The sequence below is a fragment of the Faecalicatena sp. genome (genome assembly GCF_058819085.1).
In genome coordinates this window covers 123730-149977 of record NZ_JBZUUL010000020.1, presented here as the reverse complement: position 1 = coordinate 149977, position 26248 = coordinate 123730, and the positions used below count along the sequence as shown (strand labels likewise).

20 protein-coding genes are annotated in these 26248 nt (G+C 44.8%); all 20 read left to right on the top strand.

Going from position 1 to position 26248, the window contains the following annotated elements:
• The first annotated feature begins 59 nt into the window (after positions 1-59).
• Positions 60-698 (top strand): MFS transporter, encoded by a 639-nt coding sequence (locus tag AC4OGX_RS10590; RefSeq protein WP_493330379.1) that lies wholly within the window; start codon positions 60-62, stop codon positions 696-698.
• The gene (locus tag AC4OGX_RS10585; protein ID WP_493330377.1) at positions 691-2670 is read left to right on the top strand and encodes a hypothetical protein; all 1980 of its coding nucleotides are present in this window, start codon (positions 691-693) and stop codon (positions 2668-2670) included. Before AC4OGX_RS10590 ends, AC4OGX_RS10585 begins: the two co-directional genes overlap by 8 nt.
• Positions 2671-2788: 118 nt before the next feature.
• Positions 2789-4000 (top strand): helix-turn-helix domain-containing protein, encoded by a 1212-nt coding sequence (locus tag AC4OGX_RS10580; protein ID WP_493330376.1) that lies wholly within the window; start codon positions 2789-2791, stop codon positions 3998-4000.
• A 35-nt stretch (positions 4001-4035) separates the two neighbouring features.
• Positions 4036-4269 carry a hypothetical protein gene (locus AC4OGX_RS10575; protein WP_493330375.1) on the top strand — a complete coding sequence of 78 codons (234 nt, stop codon included), beginning with the start codon at positions 4036-4038 and terminating at the stop codon, positions 4267-4269.
• Positions 4270-4464: 195 nt separating this feature from the next.
• Complete coding sequence (locus tag AC4OGX_RS10570) at positions 4465-5469, top strand: LacI family DNA-binding transcriptional regulator (protein WP_493330373.1); 1005 nt, start codon at positions 4465-4467, stop codon at positions 5467-5469.
• 12 nt (positions 5470-5481) lie between these two features.
• Positions 5482-6534 (top strand): zinc-dependent alcohol dehydrogenase, encoded by a 1053-nt coding sequence (locus AC4OGX_RS10565; RefSeq protein WP_493330372.1) that lies wholly within the window; start codon positions 5482-5484, stop codon positions 6532-6534.
• A 12-nt stretch (positions 6535-6546) separates the two neighbouring features.
• Positions 6547-7338 (top strand): sugar phosphate isomerase/epimerase family protein, encoded by a 792-nt coding sequence (locus AC4OGX_RS10560; RefSeq protein WP_493330370.1) that lies wholly within the window; start codon positions 6547-6549, stop codon positions 7336-7338.
• Positions 7339-7365: 27 nt separating this feature from the next.
• On the top strand, positions 7366-8403 hold the full coding sequence (locus AC4OGX_RS10555) for a Gfo/Idh/MocA family protein (RefSeq protein ID WP_493330368.1): 1038 nt from the start codon (positions 7366-7368) through the stop codon (positions 8401-8403).
• A gap of 10 nt (positions 8404-8413) precedes the next feature.
• A complete protein-coding gene (locus AC4OGX_RS10550; RefSeq protein WP_493330367.1) occupies positions 8414-10624 on the top strand; it encodes a glycosyl hydrolase family 65 domain-containing protein in 2211 nt (736 codons plus the stop codon).
• Complete coding sequence (pgmB, locus tag AC4OGX_RS10545; protein ID WP_493330366.1) at positions 10602-11273, top strand: beta-phosphoglucomutase; 672 nt, start codon at positions 10602-10604, stop codon at positions 11271-11273. The genes AC4OGX_RS10550 and pgmB overlap by 23 nt, the downstream gene beginning before the upstream one ends.
• Before the next feature lie 9 nt (positions 11274-11282).
• Positions 11283-12362 carry a sugar diacid recognition domain-containing protein gene (locus AC4OGX_RS10540; RefSeq protein ID WP_493330364.1) on the top strand — a complete coding sequence of 360 codons (1080 nt, stop codon included), beginning with the start codon at positions 11283-11285 and terminating at the stop codon, positions 12360-12362.
• A gap of 202 nt (positions 12363-12564) precedes the next feature.
• Positions 12565-13878, top strand: a complete 1314-nt coding sequence (locus AC4OGX_RS10535; RefSeq protein WP_493330362.1) for an ABC transporter substrate-binding protein — start codon at positions 12565-12567, stop codon at positions 13876-13878.
• A gap of 57 nt (positions 13879-13935) precedes the next feature.
• Positions 13936-14856 carry a carbohydrate ABC transporter permease gene (locus AC4OGX_RS10530; RefSeq protein ID WP_493330360.1) on the top strand — a complete coding sequence of 307 codons (921 nt, stop codon included), beginning with the start codon at positions 13936-13938 and terminating at the stop codon, positions 14854-14856.
• A complete protein-coding gene (locus AC4OGX_RS10525) occupies positions 14846-15682 on the top strand; it encodes a carbohydrate ABC transporter permease (protein WP_493330359.1) in 837 nt (278 codons plus the stop codon). Before AC4OGX_RS10530 ends, AC4OGX_RS10525 begins: the two co-directional genes overlap by 11 nt.
• Positions 15683-15696: 14 nt before the next feature.
• On the top strand, positions 15697-17031 hold the full coding sequence (locus tag AC4OGX_RS10520; RefSeq protein ID WP_493330358.1) for a sulfatase family protein: 1335 nt from the start codon (positions 15697-15699) through the stop codon (positions 17029-17031).
• Between the two features lie 24 nt (positions 17032-17055).
• Positions 17056-18714, top strand: a complete 1659-nt coding sequence (locus AC4OGX_RS10515) for a sugar phosphorylase (protein ID WP_493330357.1) — start codon at positions 17056-17058, stop codon at positions 18712-18714.
• 136 nt (positions 18715-18850) lie between these two features.
• Positions 18851-20464 carry an MGH1-like glycoside hydrolase domain-containing protein gene (locus AC4OGX_RS10510; RefSeq protein WP_493330356.1) on the top strand — a complete coding sequence of 538 codons (1614 nt, stop codon included), beginning with the start codon at positions 18851-18853 and terminating at the stop codon, positions 20462-20464.
• 83 nt (positions 20465-20547) lie between these two features.
• On the top strand, positions 20548-22245 hold the full coding sequence (locus tag AC4OGX_RS10505) for an AAA family ATPase (protein WP_493330355.1): 1698 nt from the start codon (positions 20548-20550) through the stop codon (positions 22243-22245).
• A 336-nt stretch (positions 22246-22581) separates the two neighbouring features.
• On the top strand, positions 22582-23955 hold the full coding sequence (locus tag AC4OGX_RS10500) for an MFS transporter (protein WP_493330354.1): 1374 nt from the start codon (positions 22582-22584) through the stop codon (positions 23953-23955).
• A 66-nt stretch (positions 23956-24021) separates the two neighbouring features.
• Positions 24022-26052, top strand: a complete 2031-nt coding sequence (locus tag AC4OGX_RS10495; RefSeq protein ID WP_493330353.1) for a hypothetical protein — start codon at positions 24022-24024, stop codon at positions 26050-26052.
• Positions 26053-26248 lie beyond the last annotated feature (196 nt).

Below are 26248 nucleotides of genomic sequence, written 5' to 3'. Positions count from 1 at the left end.
TCCAGGGACTGCGATGGCATAAATTGCTATTTTGTTAGCTGAAATATTGAATTTTCAAGGTGCGAAGCCCATTTGGGGTATGGGAAGTCTTAGTTCTTTATATTGTAAAAAACGTGGAGATCAGTGGTGTAATGAGTCTGTTTGGTATGCTGGCGATGGTATCCATGGTGTTTTATCCAATGATCCTGAAAAGAATCAGTACAAAACAGCTGATCCAGTACGGGTTGATGATGTCCATTCTGGGAGGTGTTTTAAACTTCCTGGCGGGAGCAAACCTTGCGATGCTGGCTGTCGGCGGAATTATCATCGGAGTTTCATCACTGCCCTGTTCTTATATGACAAATATTCTGGCCATCGACTGTGCGGATTATAACGAATGGAAGGGAACCCCTCGTATGGAAGGAACTCTGTGCAGTATCACAGGTTTTGCCAATAAACTGGGAGCCGCATTTGGAACATTTCTGATTGGAATTTTGCTTACCTCGTCAGGATTTGACGGAACTTTGGCTGCGCAGCCGGATTCAGCGGTTATGATGATCCGTGTCAGCTATGCACTTGTCCCGGTATTTTTCTATGTATTTGGTGCATTTGCGCTGAGATTCTACAAGCTGGATAAGATGAAAGCGGAGATAAATGCAGGTATTGAGGCACATAGACGGGATATTGCAGAAAAAGAAGGGATGGATGAGAATGTATAATCCAAAAGAGGATCCGGTATTTCAGAATCCTTATATTGACATCGAGGAAGAGCGTGTCCGTAATGAGATCACGTTCTGTTACATACATGGCGGTTTTGAAGGGACAAATGTGAAATTTTCCTTCTGCCTTCCCAAAAAAGAAGATTACCAGGGCAGATTCTTTCACTTTTTATCTCCCTTTCCGGGACCGGATGAAGAGATGGCATCTTTGGAAAGAACAGGGTTAGAGGATCATATCACATTTGCTCTGACACACGGGGCTTATTTCGTAGAGACGAATATGGGGTCCGGTTCATCTTTCGGAGATAATAATGACCCGACGATGCTGTACCGTTCCAGCGCGGCGGCAGCGGAATATTCCAGGGAGACAGCTGTCAGATTGTATGGCTGCCCGCGCCCTTATGGTTATGTATATGGTGGCAGCGGCGGGGGATATAAGACCTGCGGATGCATCGAAAATACGACGGCATTTGACGGGGCGGTCCCGTTTGTAACAGCCTGCCCCGTGGCACTGCCCAATATTATGTCTGTGACTGCACATGCACGCAGGATTTTAAGAAATAAATTAGACTGGATTCAGGATGCTGTGGAGCCGGGCAGTACGCATGATATTTACAGTGGCCTGAATGAGGAAGAAAGGGCGGCTTTTGATGAGGTGTCCAAAATGGGGATGCCGTTAGATGCATGGATCAATTTTAAGCATGCAGATGAAGGCGGATTTGCGGTGATTGCTCCTGTGGTGCGCCAGGTGGATCCGGAATATTTTACGGATTTTTGGACAAAGCCGGGATATTTAGGGACAGAGGAACACAGCTCTGCACTCAGGGACAGGGTGAGATTCCAGACAAGGATCAAGGAAGTATACCTGCCGGAAAAAGACAGCGATATGAAGATGCAGAAGACAGACAGCCGTAACGGAGTTGATACTGCGTGGCAGAAGATGCTGATGGAAAGCGGCAGTGAGAAGCCTTATCTTGTACCGGAGGAATTACCGGATAATGAGTTTGACTACATGTTCGGGATGCATGTTCACTTTTTGACAGGGAAAGCAAAGGGGAATGAGTTAACTTTAAAAGAGGTAGAGAAGGGACGGCTGATCATTGAAAAGGGATATGGTCAGGGAACGATGGAGGATATCCTGTCCCAGGCCAGTCAGGGAGACGAGATATTGATCGACAATTCAGACTATATCGCGATCCAGACCTACCACCGCCATCAAGTTCCGGATGCGGAGTTTACTGTGTGGGATCAATTCAGAAATGGGGACGGTACACCGAAATACCCACAGCGGGAAAATCTCTTATGCATGGGGTTCGCTTATCAAGGGGCAGGATCCATACAAAACGGGGATATTCAGGGAAAAGTGATTATGGTAAATTGTCTTGCGGACGGAGGCGCCTGTACCTGGATGGCGGACTGGTACCGAAGCAGGGTCGCAGAGAAATATGGAAGCGAAACAGATCAGTGGTTCCGTCTCTGGTGTCTGGAGCATTGTGCACATACGGATCAGGAGCATACTGCAGATCCATTCCATATCCCGTCCTATCTGGGTGTTCTTTATCAGGCTCTGCTTGATCTGTCAGCCTGGGTGGAGCTGGGAAGGGCACCTGCGGAAACAACTGCTTATCAGATCATTGACGGTCAGGCATTCATTCCGCCGACAGCAGAGGAGCGAAAGGGAATCCAGCCTGTTGTGGATCTCAAAGCAAATGGCGGGAAAGCGGCAAAGGTAAGGACCGGGGAATCTGTTTTCTTTGGGCTGGAAGTTGGAATTGCGGATCCGGACAGTACGGTCAGATCTATTGAGTGGAGTTTTGAAGGAGAGGGATATGCGCCGGGAGGCACAGAAGCAGAGCACACATATCAAAGTCCGGGTACCTATTTTGCTGTCGTGCGCGTCAAGACAAACCGTAACGATGATCCCTGTACTGCGATACAAAATCTTGACAGGGTACGCATCCTGGTGGAATAATAGTAATATACTTCTTAAAAAACATAACAGGAATTAGTGGAAAGGCAGGGACGGCACAGCCGCCCCTGTTTGTGAAACAGGGATTCTATAAACAGGGAAGAAATCAGATGGATGGTGCATGATGGAAGATAAAATCCGTTTTTTCAGGGAAATGTTATCAAGTGTGACGAATATGTATTTTACAACCTTGGATGCAGATTATAATCTGTTGTACAGTGATGCAGCATATCTGGAGGTGTTCTTAAGCTTTTTCCGTCTGGGCACAAACTATGACCAGATGCTTGAGCAGAGAAACTATGAAGTGCCGGATACGAGTGCATACAGGAACAGCCCTGTATTCTGCACCAATTCGGTGGGAATGGCGTGGATCTCAGATATCGAATATAAGGGAGACAGAATCGATAAGATTCATATGCTCGGTCCTGTATTTTTAGACGACTATTCCCTCCAGAGCATCGAAAAGGGACTGGAATATTTAAAACTTTCCGTCAAGATGCGGCATCATTTTATGGATGTGATCAAAGAGCTTCCGGTAATCTCTCTGGGAAGACTTTATGAATATGGGATCATGCTGCACTACTGTCTGTCGGGACACAAGATAGGCGTTTCCGACTTTGTCTATGCAGATGATATACAGGATTTTTCTAAGCAGGCACTGAAAGAAAACCACGGTACTTATATGGTAGAGACCAATATCCTCAAGCTGATCGAGGAGGGAAATTTGAGTTACAAAAAGGAAATGGAACGATATAAGGGCGGAGAGGTCGGACGTTTTTCAAACGGAGATTATCTCAGACAGGCCAAGAACTCTGTGATCATTTTCTGTGCATTATGTGCCAGGTCTGCGATCCAGGGCGGAGTCGCACCGGATATTGCTTATGTTTTGAGGGATCAGTATATTCAGAAGGTTGAGAATGCCCGGAACATCGCATCTATCAATAAGATAAACGAGTCTATGATGGAGGATTACGTCCACCGGGTGCACCATGCAAGGAGTGACCGTGGGATATCTCCTGCGATCCGTCAGACATGCGATTATATCACGCTTCATTTGAATGAAAAGTGGAGCATCCATCTTCTGGCCTCCCGGCTTGGCTATTCCGACTATTATTTTAGTGAGAAGTTTAAAAAAGAGACCGGACTGAGTGTGCGGAAGTATACGATGAAGAAAAAGATTGAGAAAGCCCGGGAATATCTGCTGTACAGCAACATGAGCGTGCAGGAGATCAGCGATGAGCTGGGATTTAATACACAGAGCCACTTTGGACGGGTGTTCCGTGAGGAAACCGGGGAAAGCCCGGGGGAATATAGAGGGAAGCATAAAGTGTAATGGATATCCTGTGGATTAAGAGATGGAGGAGAGTTATGAAGTTAAAAAAGGGAATCGATGCGGTTCAGTTTTTGAAGCAGGTAAATCAATGCAGTGATGAGGTTTTATTCTGTACTCCGGAAGGAGATGTGATCAATTTAAAATCCAAATTGTCGCAGATGGTGTTTGCAGTGGCGGCAGCTGATGCAGAGATGATGGAAACGGCAAGTATTGTATGTAAAAATAAGGCGGATGAAGAGGGGATCAGGGAATTTTTAACTAAGCCTTAACCGGGAGGATGTCACCTGAAAGTCGAAAATGGCTTTTGAGGCGGCATCCTCTTTTTTGTGCAGACAAACAATCCAAATAAAAAAGTTTATGCAGGCGACCAAATCTACCCGACAGTAATTGACAAGCGTATATGAATGACATAAAATGACAACGTAGGACAAAATAAAATTAATCAATAATAAAAAGAGGTAATTATGATTCAAAAGGCAAACATGATACAGATAGCGGAGGATTGCGGAGTGTCTCTAAAAACTGTATCAAGAGTAATCAATCATCCGGAACAGGTCAGTCCGAAGACAAAAGAAATCGTCAGAAGGTCCATGGAAAAATGCGGATTCCAGGTCAACCTTCTGGCAAAAGGGCTGAAACAGAATCGGACGAATATTATTATTATATTTTTAGACAAGCACAATGGAGAATATATGAATCAATGGAGAAATAATATGCTGCAGCATTTACTTCGCTACTCTGTAAAAAGTGGATTGAAAGTAATTGTTTCTCCGTCAGACAGTAAGGGATTTAAGGGAGACGAGACCGACGGATTTTATCTCCTCTCCAGCGGTATCGCAGATGGTGCGATCCTGTTTGAATATGTGGAGGAAGATCAGCGGCTGGAGTATCTGGAGAAAACAAAGATTCCCTATGTATTACTGGCCCAGCCGAAAGAAAAGCAGATTCCGGCAGTGAGTCTGGACAATTATGATGTGGGAGCCAGAGGAGGGCAGTATCTAAGAGAAAAAGGGTATAAGAAAATCTGCTATCTGACAAATGACCAGCAGTATTATTCTACTCAGCTGCGCGTAGGAGGATTTTTAGAATCTGTACCGGATGGGAGAGTCATTTACGGAATAAAGGATGCTAAGGATGCCTATGAAACAGCCAGAAATTTGATAGCAGAAGGTGCAGCCGACTGTTTTTTTGTAAACGGTGGAACACGTTTTCTGGGAATTTACAGAGCAGTACAGGAAAGCGGAAAGAGGATCCCAAAGGATATAGGAGTCTTTTCTACGAATCATCTTCCGATCAATGAAGAGGTATACCCTACATTATCTTCGTTGAACCAGGATTTTGACCAGCTGGCTGAAAAATGCATGAACATGCTCTCCTTCCAGCTTGACCAAAAGCAGCATGGAGGAGAATGGGAAAGAAAGCAGATATTTCTTCCTTCTACAGTAGCAGAGAGGGAATCAACAATGTAAGGAGAGAAAAAAATGAAGAAATTAGTGGCAGCTGCCCCCAGGACAGCAGAATTGAAAGAATATGAAGACAGGGCAATACAAAGCAATGAGGTGCGTGTGAAAGTAGAGTTTGCCGCACCGAAGCATGGAACAGAGCTTGCTGATTTTAGGGGAACAACGCCATTTATTGATGGAAAATTTGACGATGAGTGGAAGATATTCGTGGAGCGGGATAAGGATGAACCCAGAGGAATCGAGTTCGGTGATCTTCCGATAGGAAATATGTTTGTGGGAACCATTATCGAAGCCGGTTCTGATGTAACAGAATTTCAGGTTGGTGACCGTGTGTGTTCCTATGGACCAATTAAAGAGACTGAGATCGTGAATGCAGTAGATAACTATAAACTTCGCAAAATGGGGCCGGAGGCTTCGGCGAAGAATGCTGTCTGCTATGATCCGGCACAGTTTGCATTAGGGGGGATCAGAGATGCGAATGTAAGAGCCGGCGACCATGTGGTTGTGATCGGGCTCGGAGCGATTGGTCAGATCGCGGTGCAGATTGCTAAGAGATCAGGAGCAGCCACTGTGATCGCTGTGGATCCGATCGCAAAGAGAAGAGAGATTGCAGGAAAATATGGTGCAGATCATTGTTTTGATCCGACCGCATCCGATGTTGGTTACGAGATCAAGCGTGTTACAGGTAAAATGGGGGCAGATGCCATTTTAGAGACAAGCGGCAGCATGCAGGCACTCCAGGCAGCACTAAAGGGACTTGCCTATGGAGGTACTATCGCATATGTGGCATTTGCAAAACCATTTCCGGGCGGACTGTGGCTGGGACAGGAGGCACATTACAATTACGGCAGGATCGTATTTTCAAGAGCATGCAGTGAACCTAATCCGGATTATCCAAGATGGAACAGAAAAAGAATCGAAGATGTTGTATGGGATATGCTGATGAGAAACGAGATCGACTGCAGTGAGATCATTGATCCGGTCGTTCCATTTGAGGATTGTGCCGAGGGTATCTGCACGTATATGGATAGAGAACCTGAAAAAAGTATAAAATTAGGTGTTGAATTTTAAAGGAGAGACAACATGTTGTTAGGGACACAGGATAAGGATTTTTTCCCTCAGGATCTGAACGAGAAGTTTCAGTTTATAAAAGAGATGGGATTCGAATGTTTTGAGATAGATGGAAAACTGTTAATGGAAAAACCTGATGAGGTTAGAGAAGCCAGTGAAAAGTGTGGGCTTCCGGTTGTGAGCGCATGCGGAGGATATAGAGGCTGGATAGGCGATTTTATTGAGGAGAGAAGAAAGAACGGAATTGAAGATTTAAAAGTCATCATACGAAATCTGAAAAAAGTGGGGGGAACGGGTGTTGTTGTTCCGGCTGCGTGGGGAATGTTCACGTACCGTCTTCCGCCTATGGTATCACCGCGCAGCACACAGGGGGACAAAGAGGCTGTTTTGGATTCTCTGAGGCAGCTGGATGAGACTGCGAAGGAGTGTGGAATCTACATTTACCTGGAACCGCTCAATAGATATCAGGACCATATGATGAATACGATAGCAGATGCAGCTGCTATTATCGATGAAGGCAGGTTTGAGATGGTGAAGGTTACAGCGGATTTCTATCATATGGCGATTGAGGAGGATGATATTTCAGAATCTCTTGAAAAATATGCAAAATATATTGGACATGTACATATTGCAGAGAATCATAGATATCAGCCAGGAACTGGAAGTATTGATTTCAAAAGACATATTGAGACTTTGAAAAAAATCGGATATCAGGGTGCACTTGTGAATGAGGGCAGAATCCGTGGAGAAAATCCAGTGGAAGCTTATGGCAGATCTGTTCCATATATCAGGCAGTATCTGTAGGGAAGTCTTCACGAAAGGAAGAGATATATGTTAAAAGTAGCGGTAATAGGATCCGGGCAGATTGCCCGGGTTTCTCATATCAACCATTACCAGGCAATAGAAGGCGTAGAGGTCATAGCTGTTTGCGATGTAAATATCGAAGCTGCAAGAACAACAGCTAAAATGTTCGGTATTTCGAAATATTATGATGACCATATCCAGATGCTGGGGGAACTGCAGCCGGATGCGGTCAGTATCTGTGTTCCCAACCGTTTTCACTGCCGCATCACATGTGAAGCATTAAGCCGGGGCTGTCATGTACTCTGTGAGAAGCCGCCTGCCATCACAGTAAAGGAGGCAGAAGAGATGCGTAACACAGCACAAAGGTACGGAAAGATCCTTACCTATGGTTTTCATTTCCGCTATGCCGATAAAATCCGATTGTTGAAAGAAAAGATTGAAAACGGAGAATTCGGAGAGCTTTATGCCGGACAGGTACAGTGGATACGAAGGAGGGGGATCCCGGGCTGGGGGAATTTCACAAATAAGGAGCTGCAGGGCGGCGGGGCACTGATCGATGTAGGAATACATATGCTGGATCTGGCGCTGTATCTTTTGGATTATCCGCAAATCGGCTATGTGTGTGCTTCTGCATCCGGCCGTATCGGCAGACAGGGGGGCACAGGATTATTGGGAGATTGGGAAGGCGGTAAGTTTACAGTAGAAGATGGTTTGTTCGGCTTTATCAGATTTGCAGATGGGCGTTCTCTACATGTTAGTACTTCGTTTGCCCTGCACATAGGAGAAAAGGAAAGAAGAAATGTAGAACTTTATGGTGACCGGAAGGGATTCAGTGTTTTTCCACTGGAAATTTATGCAGATGAGCAGGGATATCAGACGAACACCGTTTATCCATTTGAAGAAACGAAAGACTGGCATTTTAACTGCATCTATCATTTCGTACAGAGTATCAGGACAGGCAGTCAGCCTCTTGTAACGGCAGATCAGTCTGTGTATCTTCAAAAAGTGACTGCGGCATTCTATGAGTCAGCAGAGACAGGGCAGCCTGTTATGATGGAGGCGTAGAGAGAAAAATATGATCTATTACAAACCAGAAGAAGCCGGGGAGGGGATCCGGCTGCTAGAGCCGGGTTATCATCCGGACTATTGCAGGAAAACAGAGTCTGTATTTGCCCAGTGCAGCGGTGCGCTTGGAGTGCGGGCCTGTACAGAGCTCTTACAGCTCAATGAACAAAGGGGCACTTTTGTCGGAGGTTTTTATCATAAAGCGGGGCCTTATGAGGTGACAGAGCTGGTGAATTGTCCTGATGTCACTCAATTCGATATAACTGTGAATGGCATAAAATTGCAGCCAGACGTACTCAAAATGGAGGAGTATCATAAGAGCCTTGATCTGAAAACCGGGGAACTAACAATCAGGCTGGTATTTGATACGTCAGAGGCAGGAAAAGTAGTGTTTGAAACTCATCGGTTTGCCTCAAGAAAGCATCCATGCCTGTTCTGTCATCAATTGTCTCTCATGTGTGAAAAAGGGGCTGAAATCGATCTGGTCACAGGGATTAACGGACAGATCACCAACAGTGGAGTTTCCCATTTTGAAAAAAGTACGTGCCGGGTTTTTGAAGGAAAATATATGTATATGGAAAATAGCTGTGATGACGGGCAGCTGCTTCAAGTCATATCAGGCCTGGGGGAAAACGGTCAGGATATAGAGGGAAGATATTTTCTGAAGAGACGCAGTATTTATGGAAGCTGTCACAAACATCTCAAAGCCGGGGAAACTTGGACTATTGAGAAATATACATTGTATGATACCGGGAAAACACCGCATGAGTCCATGGTAAAGATCGTGTCCGGGGCTTTGCATGAAGGATACTGTAAAAACAGAAAAGAGCATGTAGAAGTATTCCGGGAATTCTGGAAGATGGCAGAAATTAGAATAGAGGGAGCTTCTTTAAATGAGAGGGCTGCTGTGGCGTTTGCGCAGTATCATCTGGCGGGAATGGTCCCCTGGAAAGGCTGTGCTTACAGCGCAGGTGCCAAGGGATTGACCGGAGAAGGGTATAAAGGGCATGTGTTCTGGGATACGGAGCTGTTTATCATGCCAATGTTTACAGCTATGTTTCCTGATGTGGCACGCAGCCTTCTGGAATATAGATATCACGGCCTGGAGGGGGCTAAGAAAAAGGCAGAAGAATATGGATATGAGGGAGCGATGTACCCATGGGAAAGTGCACGGTCCGGGGAGGAAGAGACACCTCTGTATGCCGCGATTAATATTCATACAGGAAAAGCAGCGAAGGTCTGGTCAGGTATAAAAGAGCATCATGTAACCGCAGACATTATCCATGGGCTTTTGGAATATGACAGGATGACCTCAGATTATGGGTTCATGGAGCAGTGTGGGAATGAGATGATCCTGGAGACAGCCAGGTTCTGGTACAGCAGAGCCGTCTGGTCCGAAGAAAACAAACGTTATGAGATAAGGGACTTGATTGGGCCGGACGAATATACAGAGCATATTGACAATAATGCCTACACAAATTATATGGCAGGGCAGAATGTCCGGGCAGCTCTGCACGTCCTTGAAACATGGAAACACAGTATGACAGAAGTATGGATCAAAGAAGGATGGCAGGAAAAGTGGAGTCATTTTCTGGAGAAAATTTATCTTCCGCTGCCGGATGCAGGAGGGATAATCCCACAGGATGATACATTTTTAAGTAAAAGCGAGCTGCCTGATATTGAAAAATATAAAAATGCGAAAGAAAAGCAATTGATCCTGACAGATTACAGCCGTAGTGAAGTGATAGATATGCAGGTACTTAAGCAGGCCGATGTAGTAATGCTGTTGAACTTGTTCCCGGGATTGTTTGATAAGAAGACGGTACAGAAAAATGTAGATTATTATGAGAGGCATACGATTCATGATTCTTCCTTAAGTCTGTGTGCACACGCGGAGGCAATGGCAGGCATCGGTGAAGATAGGGCGGCCTGGAAGTTTTTCGAGAAAGCAATGGAGATCGATCTGTGTGATAACAGCAGAGATTCTGTTGATGGAATCCATGCAGCATCGCTGGGAGGAATAGTCAACTGTGTACTGCGTGGATTTGCAGGGATGAGGATCGGGGAGGATAAGCTTAAATTTTCACCTCATCTCCCGGAACATTGGACCAGTATCAAGTTTAATATCGTACATAAAGGAAGAAAAAAGGTAATTACAGTTACAAAGAATAAAGTGACTGTGGACGAAAGGAAACGAGATGAGAAGGGCATTTATATTTGATCTGGATGGAGTGATCACAGACACTGCAAAATATCACTATTTGGCCTGGAAGGAGCTGGCAGCAGAGCTGGGATATGATTTTTCAAAAGAGCAGGGTGAGAGACTAAAGGGAGTCAGCCGGATGCAGTCGCTGGAGATTGTCTTAGAATCCTGCAGCGGACTTAAGCTTACACAGAAGGAAAAGGAGTGTTTGGCCGAACAAAAGAATCAGCATTACCTGCACATGATAGAGCGTTTAACTTCGGCGGATATCCTTCCGGGAATTGAGATATTTCTTAGAAATGTAAAAAAAGAAGGTTTTCTTACAGCCCTGGGATCCGCAAGTAAAAGCGGAAGAATGATACTTGAAAAACTGGGGATCCGGTCACTTTTTGATGTGGTAGTAGATGGAAATATCATTCAGAAAGCAAAACCGGATCCGGAAGTATTCTTAAAAGCAGCCGGGCTTTTGGAGACAGAACCAGGGCACTGCATCGTGATCGAGGATGCCAGGGCAGGTGTTGAAGCAGCAAAAGCAGGCGGCATGTATTGTATTGCGATCGGTGAGGAAAGATATTTAAAGCAGGCAGATCTGGTACTTCACTCAACAGGTCAGCTGGCCGGGATAAAACTAAATGAGTTGTTAGAAACATTGGAAGGACAAATTTGAGGAGGCAGTATGTATCAGAACTATCTGAATGCCGAAAATGCGCAGAAAATAGCAGATGAAATCATGAAGATCGTACCGCATAACATCAATATTACCGATACGAAGGGGATCATATTGGCAAGCGGGGAAAGAGACAGTGTTGGAACTGTTTTAAAAAGTGCGCTTACAGCATTGCAGAAGAAGGAGTCATATTTTGTCTATATGGATACGGAGTCAGAAAAACAGGGTGTGAACCTGCCGATCTTATATAATAATCAAATGATCGGTGTGATCTGTATTGCAGGCAGGGTGGATGAAGTTCTGATGATCGGGCAGATATGCATGTCAATTACACTTCTGATGCTGGAGAATCAGCTTTTAAATGATATGTCTTCCATCAAAGAAAGCAGACTAAAGGACTTTTTGTTTGAATGGATATCCAGGACTGAAGATGAATATGATGAAGCATTTTGGGATCAGGCAGTGTATCTCAATGTGGATCTGACGGTTCCAAGGACAGCGGTTGTGATCACTAGCAGTCGTATCAGGTACAGTGTGATCGAGAATATCAGGAAATACCTGACTGGAAGTGAGTATATAGTCAGGCAGGGGATGGACGAGGTATTAATTTTATTCCGTACAGAAAAGCGTCTCCGCCTGAGGCTGGAAAAGATCATGGAGATCAGCAGCGATTTAAAGCAGTGTTTTATCGGAGAATCAGATACTGTGGCCGGTCGTACGGTCAATTCGGTAATGAAAACGGCTAAGATCGCAGGAATGCTGCAGATCAATAAACAGTTCCTGGGGTATGATGAGGTAGTTCTGGAATGTCTTTTGAGTGAGGTGCCGAACACCAGCAAAGTAAACGGGATCATCCAGACACTTGAGGAGAAGGACGCAGACGGAGGTCTCAAAGAAACCATCATAGCATATGCAGAGTCGAATGATAACACTGCTCTGGTCTGTGAAAAGCTGCATGTGCATAGAAACACGCTGAATTACAGACTCAGCAGGATCGAGGAACTGATGGCATGCAATCCAAGAAGGATAAAGGATATGATGCTTCTGTATATAGCAGTGATAAAGATGGGAGACGTAAGGGAAAATTGATTGTGCAGAAACACAAATATAAAAAAATCCTTTGGGCATGGCAACATTGTAAAAATACTGCATCGAAGTATATAGTTAGATTATCCGCAGAGGTCAGAGTAACGTCTGACATCATTGATTAATTTGTCCTATTTGTAACAAAGATGGTGAGAGAGGAAGCAAGGCGGGATGACCGCCAAAGGGTTAGAAAAGGAGCAGAGGTATGAAAAAGAGAATCGTAGCGTTAATGCTGGCAGGTGTTATGGTATTCGGATTAGCCGGATGTGCTGGCGGAAAAGAAAAAAAGGCTTCTAAAAATGAAGATGGAACTGTAAAGATCGTTGTAATGCATGACGAGGCAGAGGAAGACCGGATTGCTGCAAAGCAGAAGATGATCGATCAGTTTGAGGCAGAAAACCCAGGCATCAAGGTAGAACAGCAGGCTGTTTCCGAGGATGCCTTTGAGACAAAGGTAAAGACCTTGATCACGGCGGGAGAGCTTCCGGCACTTGTAGCCGGTTCCAATACATTGATGCAGATGCTGGATGAGGAGGGAGTCAGTGATACCGCAGCCAATAAGGAAGTATTCGATGAGATCGGCGCGGATGCCTTTTATGACAGTATCCCAAGTTTCCTGAACTCTGAAAACAATGAAGGATACATCAGCGTACCGGTGACAGGATGGATTTCAGGAATCTGGTACCGGACAGATAAATTTGAAGAAAAGGGCTTAGAGCCGCCGACAACATGGGAGAATATACTGGCGGCTGCAAAGGCATTCCATGATCCTGACAATAAAAAATATGGAATTATGATCTCATCAGAAGAGGGGGCTTTTACCCAGCAGACCTTCCAGCAGTTTGCACTCTCCAACGGTGCAAAGCTGTTTGATGATAGTGGAAAGCCGCAGTTTGATACTCCGGAAATGAAAGAGGCGCTGGAATTTTATAAAGAACTTTATCAGTACAGTCTGCCCGGATCAAATGGTACAACACAAGTAAGAGATGCCATGGTCGGCGAAAATACATATATGTGTGTGTTCTCAACTTATATTCTCCCGGCGCTTTTCAATCAGGGCATGGCAGAAAATATAGGATTTGCGATTCCGGAAAAGAAAGAAGCCGTTGCAGCAGGGGGATTCACAAATTACACGATTTCAAATAATCTGTCACCTGAGGAAACGGATGCGGCAAAGAAATTCCTCGCATTTATGTTGAAAGACGATATCAATATTGAAATGCTTCACACATCACCTGGCGGAGCAAATCCAGTATTAAAATCTGTGGCAGAGGCCCCGGCATATCTGGATAATGAGGTACTTAAGGCATATGCTGACATTGCACAGGAGGTTCCGGAAGGCTTTAATCATATGCAGCAGTTCGGACTTCAGGACGGAAAGCTGAATCCGTATATGGGTGAGATCTCACAGACATTTGTGATCGGAAAAGCAATTAACCAGATCCTGGTTCAAAATGCAGACCTGGATGATACAATTGCAAAAACTCAAAGTGAACTGGAAGAAATTGTAGAGAAATAAACAGAATTACAGAATACTCCCGAATCCCGGCAGGAGAACGGGAATCGGGAGTATTTTTTGAAAGGAGACAGTCTGTTGGTAAAGACATTGAAAAAGCGGAGAAGAATGAATTCCAGTCAGAGAGAATCCCTGCTGGGGACATTATTGATACTTCCCTCGGTTTTGGCGATCTTGGGGCTGGTCGCATATCCGATCATTTATAATATCAACCTGAGTTTCAAGGATGTTGCACTCAATCCATTAAAACCAGATATATTTGTGGGGGTAAAAAATTATCTGGACCTATTTGCAGATCCTGAATTTTACTTATCACTGGGGGTAACTATTTTATTTGTTGTTGTTTCTGTCATATTATCTACCGGCCTGGGTCTGGGAGTGGCACTGCTGCTGAACCGGAAGTTTAAGTTCAGAGGTGCGGCAAGAAGTCTGCTATTGCTTCCTTATGTGACACCTATGGTATCTTTGGTGTACATCTGGATTTACATGTTTAATCCGATCTATGGTGTGGTGAATTATTTCATGGTGGACTGCCTGAAAGTTATGGGAACGGCACCTGCGTGGTTTGATCACATTGTATTCTCGTTCCTCCTGGTTCTTTTGTTTGATACATGGCGTATTTTCCCCTATGCATTCATGATGATACTGGCATCCCTGCAGGCTGTGGATAAGAGCCTTTATGAGGCGGCAGAGGTGGATGGGGCGTCAATGTTCGTGCGGTTCCGTTATATCACACTTCCGGAGATCATGCCGGCGATCATATCAGTAGCTACATTGAGGATTATCTGGAACTTCTATAAGTTTGATGATGTATATCTCTTGACAAAGCAGCTTCCGCTGATCGGTGTTTATTTATATAAAACATCTTTCGCATCCAATGATTTCGGTATGGCAGCCGCAATTACGGTAGTACTCTTCTTTGTTGTAATGTTGCTGGTATTCTTTATGAGAAAGGTGTTGTTTAAGAAAAATGAAGCATAAAAAGAGAGTGAATATTTTTTTGAATATACTGGTGGTCATCCTTTTGATCATCGTATTGATCCCATTTTATTTTATGGTGACAACGGCGCTGAAGACAGAAGGGGCAACGGTGGCGTTTCCACCGGAGATATGGCCTAAGGAGATTACACTGCAGAATTTTAGGGATATCTTCGATCCGGAATTATTTCCATTTATGCGATATTTCGGAAACAGCTTTTTTATCGCACTGTTTGCGGCATTGATCAATATGCTGATCGGTATTTTAGGGGCATACAGCCTCGCCAGGCTGAATTTTATAGGAAAGAAGATCATTGAAAGTGCTACTCTGGTCGTATATATGTTCTCAGGTATCCTGCTGGTCGTTCCGCTGTTCCAGATTTTTAGCAGGATCGGCCTGATCGGAAGTAAATGGTCAGTCGTATTCTGCTGTATTGTCACAACACTTCCGGCAACCCTGTTCTCACTTTCAGCATATATTAAGACCATTCCGGAATCGCTGGAGGAGTCAGCCATGCTGGACGGACTGAACCGGATTCAGATCATCTTTAGGATCATTGTACCGCTCTCCATACCGGCGATCATTTCGGCTTTTACCTATGTATTTATGATTGCATGGAATAACTTTATCTTTACGACTACTTTCCTGACATCTCAGGATAATATGACTCTGATCGTAGGACTGAATAACCTGTTTAGTTCAAAAGATTATGTATGGGGAAGGATGATGGCGGCATCCTTGTTGACCGCGGTTCCGGTCGTTGTCGTATATGCACTTGTAGAACGATTTATTTCCGGTGGCCGGCTGGAAGGCGGAGTCAAAGGTTAGGAAGGAGACCGGAAATGCAGAAAAGACCAAATGTAATATGGATCGTGACAGATCAGCTCAGAGCACAGGCGCTGGGAATTAACGGAGACATAAATGTACGGACTCCCAACATTGATTTTCTTGCCAGGACAGGCCTTAATTTTACGAATGCTGTTTCAGGCTACCCGTTATGCTGCCCCTTTCGGGGGTCTATGCTGACAAGCCAATACCCGCATAAATGTAATCCGGGACATGATACATTGATGCCTCCTTCACATAAGACAATCGCACATGTGTTTAGAGAGGGAGGATACCATACCTGTTATCTGGGAAAATGGCATCTGGATGGCGGTCCGGTAGACAAAGAGCGTGCTGGTACGCATTATGTGAGGCCTCAGCATAGAGGCGGATTTGATACGTGGCTTGGTTATGAGAATAATAATGCCCAGCTTGACTGCTGGCTGCATGGACATAAGGACAGCGAGGAGGTGAAAATGTTCCGGTTAAATGGACATGAGACGGATTCACTGACGGAGCTGCTCCTTCAATATCTAGACGAGCGAAAAACAAAAGAACAGCCTTTCTTTGCAGTTCTCTCGGTTCAGCCTCCCCATAATCCGTATATTGCATCGCCGGAATTTATGAATCATGAACCCGGGAATATCAGGTTCAGGGAAAATGTTCCGAATATAGCTTGCGTCAGAGAGCAGGCAGCATACGAGCTGGCAGGCTATTATTCAATGATAGAACAGATCGATGCAAATGTGGGACGCATTATGGACCGGCTTCGGGAACATGGAATGTATGAGGATACTCATATAATGTTCTTTAGTGATCATGGTGATATGCATGGTTCACATGGCCAGTTTAGAAAGACAACTGTTTATGAAGAAGCAGTTAAGATCCCATTTATCATAAGCGGGGAAAAGACAGGGGCGCATGAAGCAGGCCGGCGGATCGGAAATATTGATGAGGTATTTATGAATCATGTGGACATAGCTCCTACCACGCTTGGTTTGTGTGGAATGAAACCTCCTTCATGGATGAAGGGATATGATTATTCTCATCTCCGGTATGCGGGGAAAGAAAGTAACATACAGTTTCCGGACAGTGTATATCTACAGTCAGTGGTTGCTACGGGACATTTTGACAGTATCAATAAGCCGTGGCGTGGCCTGATCACAAAAGATGGATATAAATATGCCTGTTTTGAAGAAATGGACTGGGTCTTATATGATCTGAACAGGGATCCTTATGAGCAGATGAATCTGGCTCATGACAATAGATATCATGATTTACGGATGCGGCTTAGGAAGGAATTAAAAATGTGGGTCGACAGGACAGGGGATTGTTTTGCCGTACCTATATAGGGCAGAAAGGATCGACGGATTAACATGATAAAGATATATCTGCAGGAACTGTATCCGGACTGCTGGGCAGCAGTGTATGGAAGAATACAGGAACTGATACAAAAATGGAAGAAAGATATAAAGGTATCACATCCCAAAGTTGGAAGAGAGGATGTGATGCTGATCACATATGGTGATGCGGTCAAATGTGGCAGTGAAGCACCACTTGCTGTACTGGGGAGTTTTTTGAAGGAAGAGTTGTTTGATACGGTGAACTGTGTCCATCTCCTCCCCATGTTCCCATATACATCTGATGACGGTTTTTCAGTGAAAGATTTCAGAAAGATCAATCCGGATCTGGGAAGCTGGAATGAGATAGAAATGTTGAAAAAAGAATATGGTCTGATGTTTGATGCGGTAATTAATCATGTATCACAGTCAAGTGAGTATTTTACAGAGTATGCAAATGGAAATCCGGATTATAAGGACTTTTTTATTGAAGCGGATCCAGCAAAAGATTACAGTCTGGTCACAAGGCCGCGTGCTCTGCCCCTTATAACTGCATATGATACAAAAATGGGAAAGAAGCATCTGTGGACCACGTTCAGTGAAGACCAGCTTGACTTAAATTACAAGAATCCGGAGGTATTGCTGGAGATCCTGGATGTCCTTCTAATGTATGTGGAAAAAGGGGCTCGTTTTCTTCGGTTCGATGCGATCGGATTTGCATGGAAGGAATTAGGAACGACTTGTATGCATCTTCCACAGACGCATACTCTCATCAAGCTAATGCGTGCGGTGCTGGATGAATGTGCAGAGGGAATTGTTATCATTACAGAAACAAATGTGCCGCATAGGGATAATATCAGTTATTTCGGAAACGGACATGATGAGGCCGGAATGGTCTATCAATTTCCGCTGCCGCCGCTTACACTTTATTCCTATTTAAGCGGCAATGCCGTTTATCTGATGGATTGGGCTGAAACACTGGCAAATGTCTCAGATGAGGTGACATATTTTAATTTCCTCGCTTCCCATGATGGGATTGGCATGCGGCCGGTGGAGGATATTTTAAATGAAGACGAGCGTAAGTTAATGGCAGCAGAGGTGTTGAAAAGAGGCGGCAAAGTCAGCTTAAGATCCCTGCCGGACGGAAGTTTAGTTCCGTATGAGCTGAACATAAATTATCTGGATGCGGTTGCCGGGGATGAAAAGGAGCAGGAATTAATGGTCAGGAAGTTTATGGGATCACAATGTATACTGCTGTCTGTGATGGGCGTCCCGGGTATTTATTATCACAGCCTGCTTGGCTCCAGAAATTGTTACAGAGATCTTGAAGAGTCAGGGATCAACAGACGAATCAACAGGGAAAAACTGGATGCGGCTCTATTGAAGAATGAACTGCATGATATAAAGTCTCTTCGATATCAGGTACTCAATGCATATCGCAGAATGCTGGTAATACGGAGAAGAGAAAAGGCATTTGATCCGCATAGTCCGCAGAAAACGGTGAGGTTAAATGACAGAGTATTCTCAATTTTAAGAGGAGAAGGCGAGGATGCGGTGCTGGTACTTATCAATACGTCGAAGGAATCAGTAACGGTAGAGACCGGTTTTGAGGGATCAGATCTGATCTCAGGCAAAAGGATAGGGACACGGGTACAGCTTAAGGCCTATGATTACTTGTGGATAAAGCAGGGATGAGCTGGAAATTGTAAGGAAGCCGGAAAGAAAAGGGGTTTGTATGGAGCGGGATGATCAGTCTTTTAAGAGCCTTGAAAGAGGGAAATATTTTTATAAGAAAATATACGATGGCAGTGTACCCTTTCAGTATAGGGAGGTGGAAAGAAAACTCCCCGAGCCAATCGTAGAGGCCAGGCCCTTATGGATAGAGTGCTATCAACATACGCTGAGGTTATTGTTCGGGAACATATACAGGCCAGGACCTGGCAGTGGATTTGTCAGTAACTTTGTGGACGCAGCTTTTAATGAGGACCTTTTTCTGAGCGATGCGGCATTTATCTCTGTGTTTTGTAATCTCCTTCACCCTTATGTGCCGGGAATCTGTTCGCTGGACAATTTTTACTGTAAACAATTTGAGGATGGAGAAATTCCAAGAGAACTGGTCCGCAGCACAGGGGAAGATTTTCTGCCTTGGGTCAACGTATTTAACAGCGCTCTCTATTCGTATTTTCACAATCACTATGGATTCCGAAAACTGAGAGAATTGGGAAAACTGCCCTTTGAAGAGATGTATAAGCCCAACATGGGACGAGTCATTGAGCGGCCTCCTTATCTGACATTGGATAATTTGAACCGGCCGGTCGCAGCATTTGCGGAACTGCAGAGCTATTGGCATACAAGAGATTCTAAGCGGCTGGAAGCAGTTTTTGAGTCGTTATATAAATATTATGAGGCGATGTATTACCATATCAGACATCAGAGCGGTTTATTTGTAACGGATTGGGCCAGTATGGATAATTCTCCACGGAATAAACACTTGGGACTTGCGGTAGATACGAGCAGTGAGATGCTCCTGTTTGCAGATAATCTACTTGAAATAATGGATATCCTGAAAAAGGAAGGATGTACGGTCCAGAGTTATGATTCAAGACGGGAACAGCTTGAAATACAGAAAAAGCAGTTGACCGACCGGATCAACCATTTTATGTGGAATGAAAGGGATGGATTTTACTATGACCTGACCTTTGGAATGCGGCAGACAGGAATCAAGACTATTGCAGGTTTTTATCCGCTGACCGCGGGGGCGCCAGATCAGGTACAGGCAGAACGGCTGGTGTCATGGCTTGAGGATGAGAGGACATTTAAAAGACCTCACAGATGTCCGTCTCTGGCGGCAGATGAACCGGGATATGAGCCGGAGGGCGGATACTGGAAGGGGGCGGTGTGGGCCTCCGCAAATCTCTTTGTGACAAATGGTTTGGAACGGTACGGATACAAAAGTCTGGCAGGGGAGATCGCATTGAACCATTTGGATGCGGTGGCAAAGGTTTTTGAACAGACCCAGACCATTTGGGAAAACTATCCGCCTGATCATATTACGAGCGGAGATTCAGATCATAAGGATTTTGTGGGAATATCCGGAATCGGTCCGGTTCTGTATTTGATTCAATATGGTGTAGGATTGTCTGTGGAGCGAAAAAAGGAGCTGACAGTTAACTGGCAGATTGATGAAGCACTCCTGTCAGCAGGGCGGATCGGCTGCAGAAGATATTGGTTTGCAGGGAAATCAGCAGATTTTCTGGCAGAAGCAATAGGAGATGGAGTCAGGATTTCAGTAAAAACAAAAGATGATTTTTGGCTGGCAGTAGATTACAAAGGGGAGAAGAGCCTGTTTTGGATAGAAGGGGATGTGTTACTGTTCACACCCGTGCCTGTGAACAGTAACGGAAATGTGGATATAGAACTGAGTGAGGGAAAAGTAATCTGGTAAAAAGGTCCTGTGAATGTTATACTATGGGAAAGTATTGTTACACATAGGTATATGAAATCGGAGACAGGCGGTGAGAAGCACGTATGGCAAGAGTAATCGGAATCGGGCAGCAGGATTTTGCAGATATCAGAAGAACAGGGACCTTCTATATAGATAAGACACATTTTATACAGGAATGGTGGGACAACCGGGACAGTGTCACATTGATTACACGTCCGCGCCGTTTCGGGAAGACACTGACCATGAGCATGGTAGAAAAGTTTTTTTCAGTAAACTATACCGGCCGTGCTGATCTGTTTAAGGGGCTTTCCATATGGCAGGAGGAGTCATACCGCAGAATACAGGGAACTTATCCGGTGATCAGTCTGTCCTTTGCAAATTTGAAAGAGCCGGATTATCAGACCACAAGACGAAAAATCTGCCAGTTATTGGTGAACTTATACGTGGAGAATAGCTTTCTGCTTGAGAGTGATGTGTTGACGGATAAAGACCGGGAGTTTTTTAACAGTGTAAACATCGATATGGGAGATGCGGAAGCGACTCTGGCGATTTATCAGTTGTGTAATTATCTTTACCGCTACTATGGGAAAAAGGTGATCATCCTGTTAGACGAGTATGATACGCCGATGCAGGAGGCGTATGTTGACGGCTATTGGGAGGATCTGGCTGCCTTTACCAGGAGCCTGTTTAATGCAGCATTCAAGACAAATCCCTGGCTGGAACGGGCGATTATGACAGGGATTACCAGAGTCAGCAAAGAATCCATTTTCTCAGATCTGAATAATTTAGTGATTATTACAACTACTTCTGATCTTTATGCTGACAGTTTTGGATTTACGGAAGAGGAAGTTTTTGATGCATTAGATGAGTATGGTTTTTCTGACAGAAAGCAGGATGTAAAGGATTGGTATGACGGGTTTGCTTTTGGGAGGAAAAAGGATATCTATAATCCGTGGTCCATTTTGAACTTTTTGAAAACAGGGAAGCTTTCGGCATATTGGGCAAATACGAGTACAAACAGCCTGGCAGGAAAGCTGATCAGGGAAAGCGGGCGAGGAATCAAACAGCCATTTGAAGAGCTGATGCGGGGAGGAACATTGTGTACAGTCATTGACGAGCAGATTGTGTATGATCAGCTGGACAATAATGAAAATGCAATCTGGAGTCTGCTGCTTGCCAGCGGCTATCTGAAGGTAAAGAAGTATGAGATCGTTGAATCAGGATATGATGAGGGTGTGGAGCGGTATGAGCTGGAATTGACGAATTATGAAGTGAAGCGCATGTTCCAGAGTATGATACATGCCTGGTTTCAGCCGGCAGGTTCCGATTACAATGATTTTGTAAAAGCCCTTCTTCTGGGAGACTTGAAAGCGATGAACACATATATGAACGATGTAGCGTTGTCTGTGTTTAGTTATTTTGATACCGGGAAAAAGGCATCCGGATCAGAACCGGAACGATATTATCATGGTTTTGTTCTGGGGCTTATGGTGGAATTGGCAGGGCAGTATCGGATTACTTCGAACAGGGAAAGTGGTTTTGGAAGATATGATGTAATGCTGGAACCGCTTCGTGATGGCTTGGATGCTGTAATCATGGAGTTTAAGGTACGTGATGCGGAGGATGAAGCCTCTCTGGAAGATACGGTGCGCTCAGCGCTTAGGCAGATTCAGGAGAAACGATATGCTCTGGAGCTGGTGAAGAGGGGGATACCCGAATCGAGAATCCGCAGTTATGGATTTGCATTTCAGGGGAAGAAAGTATTGATCGGGGAACGGTAAGATATTTGAATTAAATAAGCTGTCTGACAGAGGAACAGATCTGATATGAAAGTATTGGGTCTGTTTTTTATGATATACCCAATTCCTCTGGAATTTCCTATATCATAAAAACCCTCCGGGGAATGCACACGCCCCTCATGAGTGAAGGGATGGGGAGTTGAAGTGGGCTTGCCCACTTTTTGAGGGATAAAAAGTGGTTTTTTTATATCTGATTTATTGTTCTGCATTTAAAGAGGCGAAAAATTATCCCCTATCGCTAAATTGGGAACGTAGCAGACTTTTACAACATTATATAATAGGCATATCTTAATCAAGAGGGAATGGAAGGAGATTGTAATGAAAGAGGCAAAAGAAGTGAAGAAGAACAGAGAGGACAGAGTCGGTTTTGGTATGCTGATGCTATGGCAGAGCCGTATGGTTTCTGTATCCATTGTAGTTTTGGTAATGGGATTTCTAATGATCTACTGTACGGACACATTAAATATCCCTGCAGCACTCGTAAGTACGATTCTGATGGGCAGCAAAGTTCTGGATGGCGTGACAGATATGTTTGCGGGATTTATTGTGGACAGGACAAAGACCAGATGGGGAAAGGCACGTCCCTATGAAGTATTTATCATCGGACTGTGGCTTTGTACCTGGCTCATGTTTACTTGTCCGACAGGCTGGAGTACGACCGTAAAATGTATTTGGATCTTTGTCATGTATGCACTGGCAAATTCCGTCTGCTATACATTTTTAAATGCGAACGGGAATCCGTATGTAGTACGCGCATTTAAAGAAAAACAAATCGTAAAGCTGACATCTTACGGAAGTGTGATTACCATGCTGGCAGCAGTGATCTTTAATGTTGTATTCCCGGGGCTTATGGGAAAAATTGCTACATCCCCTGCCGGCTGGAGCAGACTGATCGCTATGTTCGCAGTACCACTTGCCGCAATTGGTATTCTGAGAATGATCTTCGTCCCTGAAAAGTATGATGTTGATATTGCTGCAGGAAACGATGTAAAGGTGAAAGATATTCTGACTGTTATAAAGACAAATAAATATATCCTCCTGCTGGGGCTTATGACCTTTATTTTCAACTTTGTTGCCAATATGGGAGTCGGTGTTTATTACTTTACTTATATTGTAGGAAATGTTGGACTTATGGGAGTTACTGCACTTGCACAGATCGTTGCACTTCCGCTGGCATTCGTATTTCCAAAACTAATTTCGAAGTTTTCGACTGTCAAATTAATGATTATTGGTTTTCTGATTTCTGCATTTGGATATCTGGTGAACTTTTTTGCTGGTGCGAATGTACCTCTTCTGATGTTTGGCGCAATCTTAACAGGCGCAGGTACTATCCCTGCAAGTATGCTGATCGCCCTTCCGATCCTGGAATGTGCTGATTACAACGAGTGGAAGGGAATTCACCGTATGGAAGGAACCATGGGCAGTATTACCGGGCTTGGGGGGAAGATCGGTGCAGCACTGGGTGCCGGAGCACTCGGAATTCTGCTTTCGGCAGTCGGATATTCAGGAGGTGCAGCTGATGTAACACCGGCAGCTATTACGATGATCCGGATGCTGTACAGCCTGGTACCAATGGTACTGTATGTGCTCACAGCTCTCTCATTGAAAACATATAAGCTGGATAAGCTGATGCCGCAGATCAAAGAGGAGAACAATGCACGCAGAGAGGCAGCGGAGCATCGCGAAAAATAGTATTGGGTAGAAAGAATTATTAAAATAGGCAGTGTAAAGAAGCCTAAAAAATCAGGAGACGGAAAAATGAATGAAAAGCAGTTATACATACCAGAGGATGATCCTTATTTTTCACATCCGTATATTGATGTGGAAGAGTGGAGAGACAAACCGGTCCGGCATTACTTTGTGCATGGGGGATTCGAAGGGACAGAAATAGATGGCAGCCAGGTGAAGTTTTGCTTCTATTTTCCGGAAAAAGAGAAATATGAGGGCAGATTTTTCCAATATTTGTCTCCTGCACCGGAGGATGAGCATGAAAGTGAACATCTGACAGGAGAAGATGATAAAATCACGTTTGCACTCACTCACGGAGCATATTATGTGGTATCCAATCAGGGGGGATTTGTATTCCCCATGGGGGAACGGCTTTACAAGGCAAGTGCCAATTGCGCACAGTTTAGCCGCAGGATCGCCCAAAGAGTATATGAATATGAACACAGACCTTATGGATACGTCTTTGGGGGCAGCGGCGGAAGCTTTAAGACGATCAGCTGTGTCGAGATGACAAAGGGCATCTGGGACGGAGGTGTCCCCTATGTCATTGCCAATCCGATGGCAACACCGAATGTCTTCTGCCCAAGAATGCGTGTCATGCGTGTACTGGGAGAAGATGGTCTTAAGAAGCTGGTGGACAGGATGGATGCCGGCGGAAGCGGGGATCTGTATGAGGGATTGGACGAAAAGCAGAGACTGGTTCTTGAAGAAGCGACAAAGATGGGATTCCCGAAAAGGGGATGGTTCAGCTGGCCGTTCATGGGAGACGGCGCGCTGATGACCTTGACTCCGTATGTATATTCCATTGCTCCTGAATATTTTCAGGATTTCTGGACAAAGCCGGGATATGAGGGAACCAATCCTGATAGCACGGAGGTCCGTGACCGGCTTAAGTTTGTAACAACGGTAAAAGAACTGATTCCGAGAGTCAGGGAAAAGAGTGAGGATAAGTTTACAAGTGTCGATAACAGCTGGATCAATACCATGATAGGCAACCAGGAGACGCCGCATGTGCGCCTGAGTGAGCAGCCTCCGGCAGATGCATACCTTTTTCACTGCCGGCTGCGTGTCTTAAGCGGAGATGCAAAAGGCGCGGAATGCCCTGTGGAATCTATTGAGAGCGGAGTTGTTATAGTGGGTTCTGCATTTGATGGTTCCAATTCCGGAAATGCGCTGGAAGGGCTTAAGGCCGACGATCAGGTGATGATCGATAACAGCGATTATCTGGCTATGCAGACTTTGCAGCGCCATCAGATCCCGGATGTAAGCTATAAAGTATATGATCAGTATCGGGATCAGGATGGAAAACCGCTATATCCACAGCTCCCGGTTCTAATCGGACCTCAGATTGCACAAAGCGGCGGTGGATCTGTGCCTAATGGTACCGTTGAGTGCAAAGTCATCTCTGTCTGCAGCCTGCAGGATGAGAGTGCCCTGCCGTGGCATGGGGACTGGTATCGGAATGCTGTAAGAAAAGCAAAAAAGGGAAACGAGGAAGAATGGTTCCGTCTGTACTATAATGATAATTGTATTCATGATGATCAGGCAAACGTACTGGACGATGAACTGCATCAGGTGGATTACCTCGGAGTGCTGCATCAGGCGCTTCTGGATCTGGCAGACTGGTGTGAAAAAGGAATAAAGCCTGTTCCGACGACGAATTATACTTATCATGACGGACAGATAGAGATACCACCGACAGCGGCAGAAAGAGGCGGCCTGCAGCCTGTAGCCGATTCTTATGCAAATGGTAAAAAATGTGTAACTGTGAAGGCGGGGGAAGAGGTAGAATTTACCGCGGTTATTGAAGTGCCGCCGATGGCTGGTTATGTAACGGCAGCTACCTGGACCTTTGAACGAAAAGGTGAGAACAACGGGCCGCTGGAGCTTAACAAAGAAGATGGAGGGAAGAAGGCAAACGTCAGGGCAGTGCATACATTTACAAAACCGGGAGTATATTTCCCAACGCTGAAGGTACAGAGCAGCCGGACGGGAAACCTGGAGGATATCTTTGTACAGTGTAAAAACCTGGACAGAGTCAGGGTGATCGTGGAAGAATAAAGAGACAATATTGCCACATTTCAAATAATTTTTGGGCTTTTCAGTCATGCACCATACCGGTGTCTAAGGGCTGTCACAAAATGTAAGTTTTTACAGGAAATGAAATCTGAGGTGATTTCATATCCCGGACTGACATATATTTTGTGACAGCCCTGTTTATTGTATAAGATATGATACTTAAAGGGCATTCCGTAAT

What these genes read in the sequence shown, in the direction of transcription:
- AC4OGX_RS10585 (WP_493330377.1), top strand. Translation starts at nt 691, where the DNA reads ATGTATAATCCAAAAGAGGATCCGGTATTTCAGAATCCTTATATTGAC.
- AC4OGX_RS10580 (WP_493330376.1), top strand. Translation starts at nt 2,789, where the DNA reads ATGATGGAAGATAAAATCCGTTTTTTCAGGGAAATGTTATCAAGTGTG.
- AC4OGX_RS10575 (WP_493330375.1), top strand. Translation starts at nt 4,036, where the DNA reads ATGAAGTTAAAAAAGGGAATCGATGCGGTTCAGTTTTTGAAGCAGGTA.
- AC4OGX_RS10570 (WP_493330373.1), top strand. Translation starts at nt 4,465, where the DNA reads ATGATTCAAAAGGCAAACATGATACAGATAGCGGAGGATTGCGGAGTG.
- AC4OGX_RS10565 (WP_493330372.1), top strand. Translation starts at nt 5,482, where the DNA reads ATGAAGAAATTAGTGGCAGCTGCCCCCAGGACAGCAGAATTGAAAGAA.
- AC4OGX_RS10560 (WP_493330370.1), top strand. Translation starts at nt 6,547, where the DNA reads ATGTTGTTAGGGACACAGGATAAGGATTTTTTCCCTCAGGATCTGAAC.
- AC4OGX_RS10555 (WP_493330368.1), top strand. Translation starts at nt 7,366, where the DNA reads ATGTTAAAAGTAGCGGTAATAGGATCCGGGCAGATTGCCCGGGTTTCT.
- AC4OGX_RS10550 (WP_493330367.1), top strand. Translation starts at nt 8,414, where the DNA reads ATGATCTATTACAAACCAGAAGAAGCCGGGGAGGGGATCCGGCTGCTA.
- pgmB (WP_493330366.1), top strand. Translation starts at nt 10,602, where the DNA reads ATGAGAAGGGCATTTATATTTGATCTGGATGGAGTGATCACAGACACT.
- AC4OGX_RS10540 (WP_493330364.1), top strand. Translation starts at nt 11,283, where the DNA reads ATGTATCAGAACTATCTGAATGCCGAAAATGCGCAGAAAATAGCAGAT.
- AC4OGX_RS10535 (WP_493330362.1), top strand. Translation starts at nt 12,565, where the DNA reads ATGAAAAAGAGAATCGTAGCGTTAATGCTGGCAGGTGTTATGGTATTC.
- AC4OGX_RS10525 (WP_493330359.1), top strand. Translation starts at nt 14,846, where the DNA reads ATGAAGCATAAAAAGAGAGTGAATATTTTTTTGAATATACTGGTGGTC.
- AC4OGX_RS10520 (WP_493330358.1), top strand. Translation starts at nt 15,697, where the DNA reads ATGCAGAAAAGACCAAATGTAATATGGATCGTGACAGATCAGCTCAGA.
- AC4OGX_RS10515 (WP_493330357.1), top strand. Translation starts at nt 17,056, where the DNA reads ATGATAAAGATATATCTGCAGGAACTGTATCCGGACTGCTGGGCAGCA.
- AC4OGX_RS10505 (WP_493330355.1), top strand. Translation starts at nt 20,548, where the DNA reads ATGGCAAGAGTAATCGGAATCGGGCAGCAGGATTTTGCAGATATCAGA.
- AC4OGX_RS10500 (WP_493330354.1), top strand. Translation starts at nt 22,582, where the DNA reads ATGAAAGAGGCAAAAGAAGTGAAGAAGAACAGAGAGGACAGAGTCGGT.
- AC4OGX_RS10495 (WP_493330353.1), top strand. Translation starts at nt 24,022, where the DNA reads ATGAATGAAAAGCAGTTATACATACCAGAGGATGATCCTTATTTTTCA.